General features: G+C 28.4%; 8 protein-coding genes. All 8 read right to left on the reverse strand.

Annotation, left to right across the window (positions count from 1 at the left end; translation table 11 throughout):
* Positions 1 to 250: 250 nt before the first annotated feature.
* The 8 genes from BM027_RS17110 to BM027_RS17145 all read right to left on the reverse strand — a co-directional run bounded on the left by BM027_RS17110 (position 251) and on the right by BM027_RS17145 (position 14,483).
* Entirely contained in the window at positions 251 to 454 is a 204-nt protein-coding gene (locus BM027_RS17110; protein ID WP_090094397.1) for a heavy-metal-associated domain-containing protein, read from the reverse strand.
* A gap of 277 nt (positions 455 to 731) precedes the next feature.
* Positions 732 to 3,158: a heavy metal translocating P-type ATPase gene (locus tag BM027_RS17115; RefSeq protein ID WP_090094398.1), complete on the reverse strand. Its 2,427-nt coding sequence runs from the start codon at positions 3,156 to 3,158 to the stop codon at positions 732 to 734.
* A 14-nt stretch (positions 3,159 to 3,172) separates the two neighbouring features.
* A complete protein-coding gene (locus BM027_RS17120) occupies positions 3,173 to 3,439 on the reverse strand; it encodes a metal-sensing transcriptional repressor (RefSeq protein WP_090094399.1) in 267 nt (88 codons plus the stop codon).
* 213 nt (positions 3,440 to 3,652) lie between these two features.
* A complete protein-coding gene (locus tag BM027_RS17125; protein ID WP_090094400.1) occupies positions 3,653 to 5,176 on the reverse strand; it encodes an esterase/lipase family protein in 1,524 nt (507 codons plus the stop codon).
* Between the two features lie 405 nt (positions 5,177 to 5,581).
* Complete coding sequence (locus BM027_RS17130) at positions 5,582 to 7,135, reverse strand: esterase/lipase family protein (protein ID WP_090094401.1); 1,554 nt, start codon at positions 7,133 to 7,135, stop codon at positions 5,582 to 5,584.
* Positions 7,136 to 7,460: 325 nt separating this feature from the next.
* Positions 7,461 to 9,002 (reverse strand): esterase/lipase family protein, encoded by a 1,542-nt coding sequence (locus BM027_RS17135; RefSeq protein ID WP_090094402.1) that lies wholly within the window; start codon positions 9,000 to 9,002, stop codon positions 7,461 to 7,463.
* 823 nt (positions 9,003 to 9,825) lie between these two features.
* Positions 9,826 to 11,535, reverse strand: coding sequence for a methyl-accepting chemotaxis protein (locus tag BM027_RS17140; RefSeq protein ID WP_090094403.1), 1,710 nt, complete (start codon positions 11,533 to 11,535; stop codon positions 9,826 to 9,828).
* Positions 11,536 to 12,773: 1,238 nt separating this feature from the next.
* The gene (locus tag BM027_RS17145) at positions 12,774 to 14,483 is read right to left on the reverse strand and encodes a methyl-accepting chemotaxis protein (RefSeq protein WP_090094404.1); all 1,710 of its coding nucleotides are present in this window, start codon (positions 14,481 to 14,483) and stop codon (positions 12,774 to 12,776) included.
* Positions 14,484 to 15,161 lie beyond the last annotated feature (678 nt).

Below are 15,161 nucleotides of genomic sequence, written 5' to 3' on the forward strand. Positions count from 1 at the left end.
CCCATTTCTTTAATAATATATGTTAGCTTGTATTTTACAATTTTTGAGTAATTAATCATTAGTGATGCCTCCTTAAATTTTTATATATTTAAGGGGCTACGCCGCATTTTTCTATATATTTGTCAAGTGTTAATTGAAAAAAAAGCAAGGTATATTTTTATACCTTACTTTTTTTGAACAATATCAATGTCATTTTGTTAACTAAATGACATTGGAAGACTTACTAGTTATTTATTTAGAGATGCCTAAATTACTCAATTTCTAAAACATCATATCCTTCATCTTCTATAGCATTCTTTAAAACATCATTATTTTCTGTAGTCTCTACTAAAGCATATTTTTCTTCTAGATTTACTTCTACTGAAGTTACCCCTTTTAATTCCTCTAAAGCATTTTTAACATGACCTACACAATGATTACATTTCATTCCTTCAATTAAAATCTTTTTTTTCATATTCATATCCTCCTTGTTATTATTTATTGTAATTTAGTTATATTAGAAACTGTTGCACTATGTTTTAAAATAGTGTTGATATTTTAATGTAAGAGCGAACTGGCATTGGAATTTGCTTTTTTAGAACACTTAATGAATATTTGTACTATTAATTGCTTGTCACAATCTTTGATTGGAGCATGCATTAATAGGACTAAGATTTATTTTAGTGTTCTCAAAGTAAATTCCACTGTCCAGTAGCTTTATATTACAATATCAACATTTATTTAAAACATAGCTAAACTTTAAATCTTCTAAGTCTTAATGCATTTAATAAAACTGATACTGAACTGAAGCTCATTGCTGCTGCTGCTATCATTGGATTTAATAATGGTCCTCCAAAAATATGAAGTATTCCCATAGCTACTGGTATTCCTAATATGTTATATCCAAAAGCCCAACCTAAATTTTGCTTTATATTTTTAATGGTTTCCTTGCTTAATTTAATAGCACTTATTACATCAATCAAATCACTTTTCATTAACACTATATCTGCTGATTCTATTGCAACATCTGTACCTGATCCTATAGCTATTCCTATATCTGCTTTAGCAAGTGCTGGTGCATCATTTATACCATCTCCTACCATACCAACTTTATCACCGTTTGCTTGAAGTTTACTTACTTCATTTGCCTTATCTTCTGGTAGTACTTCTGCTAAAATTATATCTATTCCTACTTGTTTAGCTATGGACTGTGCAGTGTTTTTATTATCACCTGTTATCATAGCAACCTTCATACCCATTTTATGTAAAGCTTCTATAGCTTTTTTACTACTTGGCTTAACAGTATCTGCTACCGCTATTATTCCTTCTAGCTTAGAATCAATCGCTATATACATTGGAGTTTTTCCTTCATTCGCTAAGATATTAGATTTTTCTTGTAATACTGATATATCTATATTTTTTTCTATCATTAGCTTTCTATTTCCCAGGAAAACATCTTTTTCGTCAATTCTCACTTCTATTCCATGTCCCGGTATAGCATTAAAACTATCAAGTGTTTTTAATGTTAATCCTCTCTCTTCTGCTTCTTTAACAATAGCTTCTCCTAATGGATGTTCAGAACCTTTTTCTGCACTTGCTGCTAAAATTAAAATTTCTTCTTCATTAAAGTTATTAACTAAAATATCTGTTACCTTTGGTTTTCCTTCTGTTATAGTTCCCGTTTTATCAAATATTATTGTATTTAGCTTATAAGTAGTTTCTAGTGCTTCTCCACCTTTAATTAATACTCCATTTTCAGCTCCCTTACCCGTTCCAACCATAATTGCTGTTGGTGTTGCCAATCCCAGAGCGCAAGGACAAGCTATAACTAATACTGAAATAAATATTGTTAATGCAAAAATAGGTGTTTCTCCTGCAATTAACCAAGCTAGTGATGAGATAATAGCTAGTCCAATTACTATTGGCACAAAATAAGCTGATATTACATCTGCAATCTTTGCTATTGGTGCTTTTGATCCTTGTGCATCTTCAACCAATTTAACTATTTGAGCTAGTGCTGTATCTTTCCCTATTTTTGTAGCTTTATATTTAATAAATCCTGTTTTATTTATACTTGCGCCTATTACGTTATCACCTATTCCCTTTTCAATTGGAATACTTTCTCCTGTTAGCATAGATTCATCAATAGCTGTATTTCCTTCTATAACTTCACCATCTACTGGAAGTTTTTCACCAGGTTTAACTAAAATAATATCTCCAATTATAACTTCTTCTACTGAAATAACTATTTCCTTTTCATTTCTTACAACAGTTGCAGTTTTAGGAGCCAATCCCATTAATGCCTTAATTGCTTGTGATGTTTTGCCTTTTGAAACTGCTTCTAAATATTTACCTAAGGTTATTAAAGTTAATATTACTGCTGCTGATTCAAAATATAAATGCATTGTATATTCATGATTGCCTTTATTAATTTTAAATATTGCAAACATACCATATAAAAATGCTGATAAAGTACCTATAGCTATTAAAGAATCCATATTAGGACTAAGCTTAAATAAATTTTTTAATCCAACTTTATAAAACTTATATCCTACTAGCATTACAGGCAAGGTTAATGCAACTTGAATTAAAGCAAAATTTAGTGGATTAAACATTGGATCTATTATACTAAGAAGATTCATTCCAATCATATGTCCCATAGTTATTATTAATAATGGTATGGTTAAAATTACAGATATTATAAATCTAATAAGTAATTGATGTGATGCATCTTGCTCTTTTATTTTTTTATTATTATCTTCTTTAATAAGTTTGTACCCAGCCTTATCCACTACTTGTTTTATCTGTCCATAAGCTATTTCATCTTCATTTATTGAAATAGTAAGTTTTTCAGTAGCAAAATTTACAGATGAATTTTCCACACCTTCTAATTTTTCAGTTACTCTCTCTACTCTATTAGCACAGGCTGAGCAAGTCATTCCCTCAACCTTAAATGTATAAGTCTTTAAGTTCTTCTTAACACCATATCCGGCTTTTATTACTGCCTCTTCTATATTTTGATTTGTTAATTTATTTTCATCAAATTCTACATTTAAAGTTTCAGTAGCAAAGTTAACATTAGCTCCTTCAACCCCGTCTAATTTTTTGATTGTTCTTTCAACTCTATTTGCACAAGCTGAACAAGTCATTCCTTCTATTCTAAAATTCTTTTTATTCATATCTCACCTTCAATCTACTTAGAGAGTATTTTCTCTAGTACTTTATTAACTTCTTCTATCTTTTCATCAGGATTCTTATTTAAACAAGCTTCCTTAACACAATGACGCAAATGACCTTGTAAAATCATTAAATCAGCCTTTTTTAATAATGATTGTGCTGCTAAAATCTGATTAGCAACATCTATACAATATCTATCATCCTCAATCATTTTTATTATTCCTTCAATTTGTCCTTTAGCCGTTTTTAAGGCTTGTAATGCCTTTTTTCTTTCTTCACTCATAAATATTTCACCTCCTCCCCCTAGGGGGGTGTTGTATAACTAAATTATATTCTCATTTTTAATTTTGTCAATATAGTACATAAAAAAAAGAAGCTGTTGCTTATAATGATTTAAAAAATCATTTTGTAACATCTCCTTTTTAAGACATATTCAAAAAAAAATAATATAGTAGTATGCTTATACTAATTTATTTAAATTACTATTTATTTTCTATTATTGTAATTTACTTAATTGTTCGCAACGATCAATATACCATTGAGTTACATTTCCGAAACGTCCAATTATATCTTCGTGATCCATATTAATAAGTGTAGGCATAGCATTCCATTGACCTTTTTCAGGTGTACCATTGTATTTTTGTATAATATCATTTGAACCTAATTTAGGACCATCTTGACTAATACAATTCACATAACCATCATTTGGCCACCAACTTTCATCAATAATAGGTTTGCCAGACTGATTACGAGTATATTTACCCATCATAAGTGAATTTGCATAGAAATTTTTATTCATTACTCCTGGTTGAGGAATATAATGTCCAGTAATTCGTGCTTCTTTTGTTGCACTAGTTGTCCAAGAGAAATAATAAACATCTGGTTGTGCTTTTACCCATTTATTTAATTCTTCTCCACCATATGTGCTTAAGTCATATGAACACATATCTTTAGTTCTTTTCCAAATATCACTCCTTAAAACACGTCCAATATAATGAGCTTGTAATTCATGTCTTTCCCTTTTTAATCCCCATTGATCTAATTTAAAATCAAAGTAATCGCTTACAACACTATTTGAACCTGTTGCTACACCTGCAACGCCACATAATGGAGTTATATAATCAACAAATGGTATTGAATCTGATAATGTTGTTCCATCATTAGGTGTAGAAATTGTTGTAACACTGTTAATCCAGTGTCTTCCACCTTCAAATAATGGTGACATATTATGTTGTCCATATGCTCTTTCTTCTTCGCTACCTTCACTTAATAATTGTGTGATTGTACGAACAGTTTGTCCACCCTGACTATGTCCAATAAGATGAATCTTATTATCATTACTTACCTTCTTATATAAGCCTGGATATGTTCTACCATATCTATCATGTCCAAACTTTTTAGCATGTGCTTCACCATAATCTACTCTTCCGCCTACTATAGAAGCATAAAGTTCACATGCCCTATCCCAATTACTTGAAATTGGTCCTACTGCTGCTGTATAAACTTCGTATCCTGCATTACGCATTTTTTCTTGAAGGTCTGTTGTACCTCCCCAATATTTAAATCCTAATTTTTCATTTCTGTCCCAACCCCCACATCCATGAACAAGTACAACTGGATACTTATTACCTTCAGATTGTGTGTTTTCTAATAAATTAATACCTTCATCTGATTGAGTTACTTCAGTTGCTTCTAAAGTTGAATCTTCTTTAGTTTTTTCAACTGCTGTTTCTGAATTATCTTCTGTGTTATCGTTTTCTTTTGCTGTTTCCGGTGCTACTTCTAACTCAGCATCTCCTTTTACTGTTTCTGGAGCCACCTCTAGCTTAGCATCTTCTTTAAATGTTTTTACTGTTTTTGGAACTACCTCTGCTTTAGCATCCTTTGTTTCTGATGCTTGAGTTACTATTGGTACTACATTTGCTATTTCTGCAGCTCTAACATTACTTGGAAAACTTGTTGCTGTCATAGCTACTGCTAATAAAGAAATACCTATTAGTTTAGTTAAAGACTTTTTCATTTTTTTCCCCCTCTACATTACTTTTAGTCTTTTTTTAATATACTTATACTTATTAGTTTATTAAAATAACCTTATATTTTTTTATTTTATTTTTTTAATTTATTAATTATGATAATAAATATATATATTTAAAAATAATATTTTTTAACCTCTTATAAAAAAACATAAAAAAATAAGGCAGATATTATCTTAAATCTAATATCTACCTTTATTAATAATTTAGACTATATTTTAAAATTAAGCAGATTCTAAAGCTTAAATTTAAAAATTTCTCCTTTTAGTTTTTGAACACTTTCTTTTGATTGTTTTTTAAGTTTTAACTCTTCACTCTAAATTCTCAACTTTAAACAATTATTCTTTATCAATTGTCAATTATACTGAAGATATTCCTTTATATTTGTATATCTATTGTGGTAATTTACTTAAAAAGTCTGCATAATCATTATACCAATCTTCAACATCACCAAATGATCCTACTATATCCATATGATCTGTGTTTATAAGTCTAGGCATTACATTCCATTGTCCTATTTTAGCTTCGCCATTATATTGTTTGATAATATCATTTGAGTCTAATATTGGTCCACTTTGACTATAAGTATTTACAACTCCATCATTTGGGAACCATTTCTTATCAATAACAGGAAGCCCTGCTCTGTTACGTGTATATCTACCCATTATATCTGCTGTTGGATATAATATTGGATTCATTGGTCCAATTTGTGCTATAGAATGATCAGTAATTAATGATTCTTTTGTTGCACAAGTTGACCAAGAAAAATAATAAACATCTGGTTGTGCTTTTACCCATCTGTTAAGTTCTCGTGCACCTTGTGTTGATAAATCATACGTTGATATATCCTTTGTTCTATCCCAAATATCACTTCCTAAAACTCTTCTTATATATTTGAATTGAGATTCACCATATTGTCTTTTTAATCCCCATTGATCTAACTTAAAATCATATAGTGAACTAGCTAAATTACTACGACCTGTTATTGTTCCTAAAATACCAAATGCAGAACTTAAGAACTCTCTTGCTGGAACTGCATCTGCTATAGTTGTTCCATTATTAGGTGTTGATATTGTTGTAATACTATAAACCCAATGTTTTCCACCCTCGAATAATGGTGAAAGATTTCCTTGTCCATAATTCATTTCATCTTTGCTACCTTCAGTTAATAATTGTGTAAGTGTACGAATAGTTTGTCCACCCATACTATGACCTATTAAATGAATTTTATTTTCATTACTTATATTTTTATATAAACCTGGATATGTCCTACCATATCTATTGTGTCCAAATTTTTTAGCATGGGCTTCACCATAGTCTACTTTTCCACCTACTATATAAGCATAAAGTTCACATGCTCTATCCCAGTTACTTGATACTGGTCCTACTGTTGCTGTATAAGTTTGATGACCTAAATCATTTAATTCTTCTTGAACGTCTACTACTCCACCCCAATACTTATATCCTAATAGTTCATCTCTTCCAAATCCTAAAAAACCATGAACTAAAACTATTGGATAGTTATTACCTTGTGTTATATTAGCAGTATTAAGTTCTGGTAACTCTATTGAAGGTACTTCGCTAACATCTTCTGTTTGTTTAACTTCTTCCTCATCTGGTTTTACGGAATTGTTTATTTCATCTATTTTCGGTAAATTTGTTACTTCTTGTTCTTCCTTTACCTTTTCACTTTCTTGTACAGCTGGTGCTTCCTGTACTTTTTGCATTTCTTGTAATTTAGTATTATCTGTCTTTTTTATTGTTTCAGTTATGTCTTTTGTTGATTCAATTGTTTTATGCGACCCTACTTCAGCCTCAACTGCTTGTACGCTTTGTTGTATCTGTGTTTTTTGTTCAACTGCTCCAGCAGTTACCGGAAAGTTTGTTAGTGATATAGAAAATGCTAATAAAGTAATACCTATTATTTTGGTTAAAGATTTTTTCATATTCATCCCCCTAAATTTATTTTTATTTGCAATAATCTTTCTAAACTTCACTTTATCATCTAAGCAATCGAGTATTTGAGTCTTGAAATACACCATGGATATTGTCTTAATATTTGTTTGTTATTTTTTTACAAAAGAAATTTAATTGTTAGTGTATAAGCTATACTTCTACATATATTTACAATAACATTTAGACATTAACTCATAATAACTAGCATGTATTCTTCTTACTAATTTGTTATTTATTTTAAAAAAGATGGCTTATACATAAGCCATCTTTTTAATGCCTAATTTATTCATAAGCTTATACCAACTTATTTAATTTCTATTGTGGCAATTCACTTAATTGTTCACAACGATCAATATACCATTGTTTTACATTTCCGAAACGTCCAATTATATCTTCATGATCCATATTCATAAGTGTAGGCATAGAATTCCATTGACCTTTTATAGGTGTACCATTGTATTTTTCTATAACATCATCTGAGCCTAACTTAGGACCATTTTCACTTATGCAATTTACATAACCATCATTTGGCCACCAGCTTTCATCGATTACAGGAAGACCAGCTTCGTCACGTGTATATCTACCCATTACAAGAGCATTTGGATAAAATGTCTTATTCATTACCCCTGGTTGAGGAATATAATGTCCAGTTAAAAATGCTTCTTTTGTTGCACAAACTGTCCAAGAGAAATAATAAACATTTGGTTGAGCTTTTACCCATTCATTAAGTTCTTCTGAACCATATGTTGTTAAATCATATGATGCAATATCCTTTGTATGTGTCCAAATATCACTATTTAAAACACGTGCTATATAACGTAAATGAGATTCGCCACTTTTCTTTGTTAAACCCCATTGGTCTAATTTAAAATCAAATAAAGAGCTTGTAAGAGAACTACCACCTGTTGCTGAACCTAAAAGTCCAAATGCAGAGCTTGCAAAATCAACCATTTTATTTCCATCAGCTGCAGTTGTTCCATCATTAGGTGTAGCTATTGTTGTAACACTGTGAATCCAATTATGTCCACCTTCAAATAATGGTGATAAATTTGATTGTCCATAATTTAATTCTTCTTCACTACCTTTACTTAATAATTGTGTAAGTGTACGAACAGTTTGTCCACCCATACTATGTCCAACAAGATGAATCTTGTTTTTATCACTTACATTTTTATATAATCCTGGAAATGTTCTTCCATATCTACTATGACCATATTTTTCAGCATGTGCTGCACCATAATCTACTCTTCCGCCTACTATAGAAGCATAAAGTTCACATGCTCTATCCCAGTTACTAGATACTGGTCCTACTGTTGCTGTATAAACTTCATATCCTGCATTACGCATTTTTTGTTGAAGATCTACAGTTCCTCCCCAATATTTAAATCCTGCTACTTCATCTCTTCCCCAGCCCATGAATCCATGAACAAATACAGCTGGATACTTATTACCTTGAGATGTTGATTCATCTAATAAATTAATATTTTCATCAAGTTGAGCTTCAGGTGCTTGTGGTGTTGTAACCTTATCAGGTACTTGTGGTATTTCAATTTTATCAGATGCTTGTGGTATTTCAACCTTAGGTGCTTGTGGTGTTTCAATTTTATCAGATGCTTGTGGTGTTTCAATTTTATCTGTTACTTCTGGTGTTTCATTCTTGTCGCTTACTTTTTCTGTTTGAGTTTTATCGCTTACTTTTTCTGCTTCAGTTTTATTAGATCCTTGGTTAACTGATTGGGTTATTTCTGGTATTTGTTTTCCTATCTCCGTTGCTTTAACATTTGATGGAAAACTTGTCAATGACATACTAACTGCTAATAAAGTAATCCCTATTACTTTTGTTATAGACTTTTTCATTTTTCATCCCCCTAATACTTAAAAATGTTTTTCTAAAAACTATCATTTTTTTACATTTAACAAGTATTTATATTCATTATTAACCCCCTTTCTGTTAAATTAATAACTATCTTTCCCGTACAAATGACCTATTTTGATAAAATTACAACTATTAAAGCATATTATTCACAACAGTTTATATGTTTAAGTCATTTATCTTTATCTCATGGTTATTTTTTACATTGTATACGTTTAATTATAATTGGTAAAATCTGAATTTTCAATATATTTATAACATTTAGTTTGTTAAAAATGTTAGTTTTTTATATTTATTGAATTAATTATATTTTATACATAGATTTTACACATAAATTTGCTTGTTAGATACATATTTTTACATAATGATATCATTTAGTACATTTTTTACTCTCTTTAGTAAATTCATATATAAGTTCTAATTAATAAAATTTATTATTTATAGCATTTATCTTATTTATGTTTGTTAGAGACATTCATTACATGAATATGAATAATTTTTTTCCTTTTCTCTTATATGCTTATCTTGAATCTAATAGTACTAATTTAGTTTCTAAAAAACTATTTTTTTGCAACACTATATTTAAACAAAGCTATAAAATAAAATATCTATGAGTTCATTATCTGTACTCATAGATATTAAAGTAATCTAATATATTATTTTATTAATTCACATGTTTCAATCAAAATATATAAAATATTAATTTATGTTGTATATTTTCTATGCATTATTACCCTGCATTTTTTATTACTCAACTACTTAAAAAATATAAAATTTACTAAATTATAATGTTCTTATTTCTTTTAATTAAATCTTAAATTTAGAAATTTCTCCTTTTAGTTTTTGAGCGTTTTCTTTTGATTTTAATGCCTGCTGTAGAACATCATTTGATTTATTGTTAACTTCTAATATACTACTTGCAATATCTGTAGTTCCTCCAGCTCCTTCACTAGAAGCTTGTGCTACTCCATCTATCGTTCTAAGTACATCCTGTAGGGATGCTAAAAGTTCCTCTGATGTTGAACTGAACTCCATTACAAGATTATCAACAAACTGAGCATCTTGACTATATTTATCTGCTACATTTATCATAGTTTTGTAATCACTGTCAACCTCTGTAGACATAAAAATTAATAACTTGTTTGAACTGTCAGAAAGATTTTTTACTGATTCTGTTACTTTACTTGTTATATTTTGTATTTCTATTACTGTATCCTTTGACTGTTCTGCAAGTTTTCTTATCTCCTCAGCTACAACTGAAAATCCTTTTCCTGCTTCTCCTGCTCTTGCAGCTTCAATAGCTGCATTCAATGCAAGGAGGTTTGTTTGTGATGTTATCTGCATTATAGCTTCTGAAAGTACATTTATCTGTTCTACAACCTTTGATGATTCTATAGCCTTTTTAAGATCTGTTTTCGTATTTGTAAATATTTCATTTGTTTTTTTCTGTGAAGCTTGTACATTTGCTTTTGTATCCTCTGCTCTTTTATTTATCTCTCCTGCCTCAACTGCTCCTTCTTGTGATTTTTGTGCAATAGAATGAACAGCTTTTTCTATCTCCTGTGATGTTGCTAACATCTCTTCAGCTGAAGCTGCAGTTTCTTGCATACTAGCAGAAAGTTCTTCTGTAGTTGCTGAAACTTGTTCTACATCCTTATTTAAATCTGTAACATTATTCTTTATATTATCTACAACAGTTTCAATATTATCTGAGCTTTCATTAACTGTTTTAATAATATCTTTTAAATTTTGTATAAATTTATTTAAACTTTTAGCTAAATCAGCTACCTCATCTTTAGAGTTAACTTTTATTTCTTGAGTTAAGTCTCCTCCCCTTTCAGATAAAGCATCTAATTCTTCCTTTAAAATATTTAATGGCCTTCTTATAGAATTAATAATAAATAATCCGAAAATCACACTTGCTATACCTAATAATATTATTATAGCCAAATTTATTTTCATGGTAATATTATATTGTTTGTCTCCCTCTACGCTAGCATTTTCAGTCATTTTTTTGTTAAACTGAGATAATTTTAATAAAGAAGAAGATGCTTTATCAAAAGCTTCTTTTGAGTCTTTATCCATTATATTCATTGCTTCTTCTGTTTTTAATTGTCTACTCAAATCAATTACTTTCTTATTCAATTGTAAGTATTTATTCCACTCTGTGTTAACAGCATTAAATAATTCTTCATCCTCTTTTGTATTCATATCACTTTTGTAAAGATTTAAATATTTTTGTATTTCTATATTTTTTCCTTCCATAGCTTTTTCTTTTTCTTTCATCGCCTCTTCATTTGTGGAAATAATATGATCATACTCAAATAATCTAAAATCTGATATCATAGTGTTCAATTCTTCTGAATATATAATTGACGGAACCCAAGATTTTGTAATAACTGTAGATTTCTCATTTACACTTTCTAAAGATTTTATGGAATACACACCCATAAATATAATAGTGCATATAAAAATAGTTACAAGAAAAATTAATTTGCTTTTTATCGTTTTTAACACATTCCTATCCCCTTACTATAAGTAAAAAATTTAATTTCACTGTCCTTCTTGTTTATTAATAATGTTAGTCTTGATTAAGTCTAAAATTTTTATCATTACTGATATGTAATTTCGTTTTTTATTACACCTAACTGTTAATATATTTTCCTCCTTATATTTAAATTAAATCTTATATTTTAAATATAAGATTTAATATTTTCATTCAATAATTAAATATATTTCAAAACATTAGTATTAATTTTACAAAAAGAGCTTTTTTATTTTATATTTCTAATTATATTATATATAACTTATTGGCTTATGAAAATAGTTTTTGTAAAATCAGTCGTTTTTTGTAGATATTTATTTAATTGGTTATAGTATGAATTGTTTTTTGTAAAATACTACTGAATACTTTAAATATTTCATAATCAGCACGCAATATAAAAATAGCTACTATATTGTTATTTAATTATTTTGATGCAAAAAAAGGGGCTGTATAATAATACAAATCATTTAATGATATGATGTATATTCAAAAAAATAGAAATAACATTTGTAGAAGAAGCATTGAAAAATAAGCTTAGAGTTTCTTCATTTGAAGTTGTTCCATAAATGATTGTCCTAATGCATATTAGGAGCAATCTTTTATGGGTACAACTTTATATGTTAGAAAGTCTTAGCGAAATTTTTCTAGTCTTCTTTAATAAATGTTATTTCTATTTCTTTGTTATTGCTTCACTTGATAATTCTGAGACAGTCCCCCTATTATCTTAATTTATTGTTTAAAAGAACAATATCATCAATATTTTTAATTTTTGTTATGTTTTAAAATAGTGTTTATATTGTAATTTGAAATATCAATCTGATACAGCCTAATTCAATTGAAACATAAACTTTTGCAAATATGTATAATATATATTCCCTAATTTTAAACTGTACATTTGAACTTTTTAAAATTAGGCATATTCAAAATTACTCATTACAAATATTATATAACTGTTCCTATGCTCCAAAATATATTTATACTACCTATAAAATAAAATATCTATGAGTTCATTATCTGTACTCATAGATATTAAAGTAATCTAATATATTATTTTATTAATTCACATGTTTCAATCAAAATATATAAAATATTAATTTATGTTATATATTTTATATGCATTATTACTATACATTCTTCATAAGTAAACTACTTAAAAAGTATAAAATTTACTGGATTATAATATTCTTGTTTCTTTTAATTAAAGATTGTCCTAAATCTTAAATTTAGAAATTTCCCCTTTTAGTTTTTGAGCATTTTCTTTTGATTTTAATGCCTGCTGTAAAACATCATTTGATTTATTATTAACTTCTAATATACTAGTTGCAATATCTGTAGTTCCTCCAGCTCCTTCACTAGCCGCTTGTGCTACTCCATCTATAGTTCTAAGTACATCCTGTAGAGATGCTAAAAGTTCCTCTGATGTTGAACTGAACTCCATTACGAGATTATCAACAAACTGAGCATCTTGACTATATTTATCTGCTACATTTATCATAGTCTTGTAATCACTATCAACCTCTGTAGACATAAAAATCAATAACTTGTTTGAACTGTCAGAAAGATTTTTTACTGATTCTGTTACTTTACTTGTTATATTTTGTATTTCTATTACTGTATCCTTTGACTGTTCTGCAAGTTTTCTTATCTCCTCAGCTACAACTGAAAATCCTTTTCCTGCTTCTCCTGCTCTTGCAGCTTCAATAGCTGCATTTAATGCAAGGAGGTTTGTTTGTGATGTTATCTGCATTATAGCTTCTGAAAGTACATTTATCTGTCCTACAACCTTTGATGATTCTATAGCATTTTCAAGCTCCATTTTTGTATTTATAAATATTTTATTTGTTTTTTCCTGTGAAGCTTGTACATTTGTTTTTGTATCTTCTGCTCTTTTATTTATCTCTCCCGCCTCAACTGCTCCTTCTTGTGATTTTTGTGCAATAGAATGAACAGCTTTTTCTATTTCCTGTGATGTTGCTAACATCTCTTCAGCTGAAGCTGCAGTTTCTTCCATATTTGCAGCAAGTTCTTCTGTAGTTGCTGAAACCTCTTCTACATCATTATTTAATTCTGTAACATTATCTTTTATAATATCTACAACACTTTCAATATTATCTGAGCTTTCATTAACTGTTTTAATAATATCTCTTAAATTGTGTATAAATTTATTTAAACTTTTAGCAAGGTCATTTATTTCGTCTTCAGAGTTGACTTTTATTTCTTGGGTTAAATCTCCTCCTCTTTCTGATAAAGCATTTAATTCTTCTTTTAAAATATTTAATGGTCGTCTTATAGAATTAATAATAAATAATCCAAAAATCACACTTGCTATACCCAATATTATTATTATAGCAATATTTATCTTCATAGCAGTGCTATATTCTTTATCTCCCTCTAAGCTAGCATTTTCAGTCATTTTCTTATTAAAATCAACTAATTTTAATAACGAAGAAGATGCTATATCAAAAGCTTCTTTTGATTCTTTATTCATTATGTTCATTGCTTCTTCTGTTTTTAATTGTCTACTAAAAGCAATTACTTGCTTATTTAATTCTAAGTATTTATTCCACTCTGAATTAACAGTATTAAATATTTCTTTATCCTCATCTATATCCATGTCGCTTTTGTAAAGATTTAAATATTTTTGTATTTCTGTATTTTTTTCTTCCATAGCTTTTTCTTTTTCTTTCATTGTCTCTGGACTTGTGGCAATAATATGATCATACTCAAGTAACCTAAAATCCGATGTCATGGTGTTCAATTCTTCTGAATATGTAATTGACGGAACCCAAGATTTTGTAATAACTGTAGATTTCTCATTTACACTTTGTAAAGTCTTTATTGAATAAAAACCCATAAACATAATAGTGCATACAAAAATAGTGACAAGAAAAATCAATTTGCTTTTTATCGTTTTTAACACTTGCCTATCCCCTTACTATAAGTAAAAATTTTAATTTCAATGTCCTTCTTGTTTATTAATAATATTAATCTTGATTAAGTCTAATTTTTTTGCCATTACTGACATATAATTTCGATTTTTTATTATACCTAACTGTTAACATATTCTCCTTATTATATTTAAATTAAAAATAGTTTAATATATTAGTGCTTATTTTCCAAATTAGTTTTTTATTTTATATTTTTAATTACATTATATATAATTTATTGGCTTATGAAAATAGTTTTTTGTGAAATTGGTCGTTTTTTGTAGAAATTTATTTAATTGGTTATTATACGCATTACTTTTTTTGTAAAATGCTACTAAATACTTTAAATATTTCATAATCAGCACGCAATATAAAAATAGCTACTATAGTGTTATTCAATTATTTTTATGCAAAAAAGAGCTCCCTTAGGAGCTCCTATTATCTTAATTCATTGTTTAAAAGAACAATATCATCAATATTTTTAATTTTTGTTATGTTTTAAAATAGTATTTATATTGTAATTTGAAATATCAACATTTAATTAAAACATAGTATAATTATTTATTTTAATGTGCCTTAGTTAAATATTCATCTATAGCTTGTGCAGCTTTTTTACCAGCACCCATAGCAAGTATTACTGTGGCTGCTCCTGTAACTGCATCTCCACCAGC

The organism is Clostridium uliginosum, assembly GCF_900112485.1.
GTDB lineage: Bacteria > Bacillota > Clostridia > Clostridiales > Clostridiaceae > Clostridium > Clostridium uliginosum.

Bases quoted from the DNA above. Each gene is read 5' to 3' on its own strand.
- BM027_RS17110 (WP_090094397.1), bottom strand. From the start codon at position 454: ATGAAAAAAAAGATTTTAATTGAAGGAATGAAATGTAATCATTGTGTA.
- BM027_RS17115 (WP_090094398.1), bottom strand. From the start codon at position 3,158: ATGAATAAAAAGAATTTTAGAATAGAAGGAATGACTTGTTCAGCTTGT.
- BM027_RS17120 (WP_090094399.1), bottom strand. From the start codon at position 3,439: ATGAGTGAAGAAAGAAAAAAGGCATTACAAGCCTTAAAAACGGCTAAA.
- BM027_RS17125 (WP_090094400.1), bottom strand. From the start codon at position 5,176: ATGAAAAAGTCTTTAACTAAACTAATAGGTATTTCTTTATTAGCAGTA.
- BM027_RS17130 (WP_090094401.1), bottom strand. From the start codon at position 7,135: ATGAAAAAATCTTTAACCAAAATAATAGGTATTACTTTATTAGCATTT.
- BM027_RS17135 (WP_090094402.1), bottom strand. From the start codon at position 9,002: ATGAAAAAGTCTATAACAAAAGTAATAGGGATTACTTTATTAGCAGTT.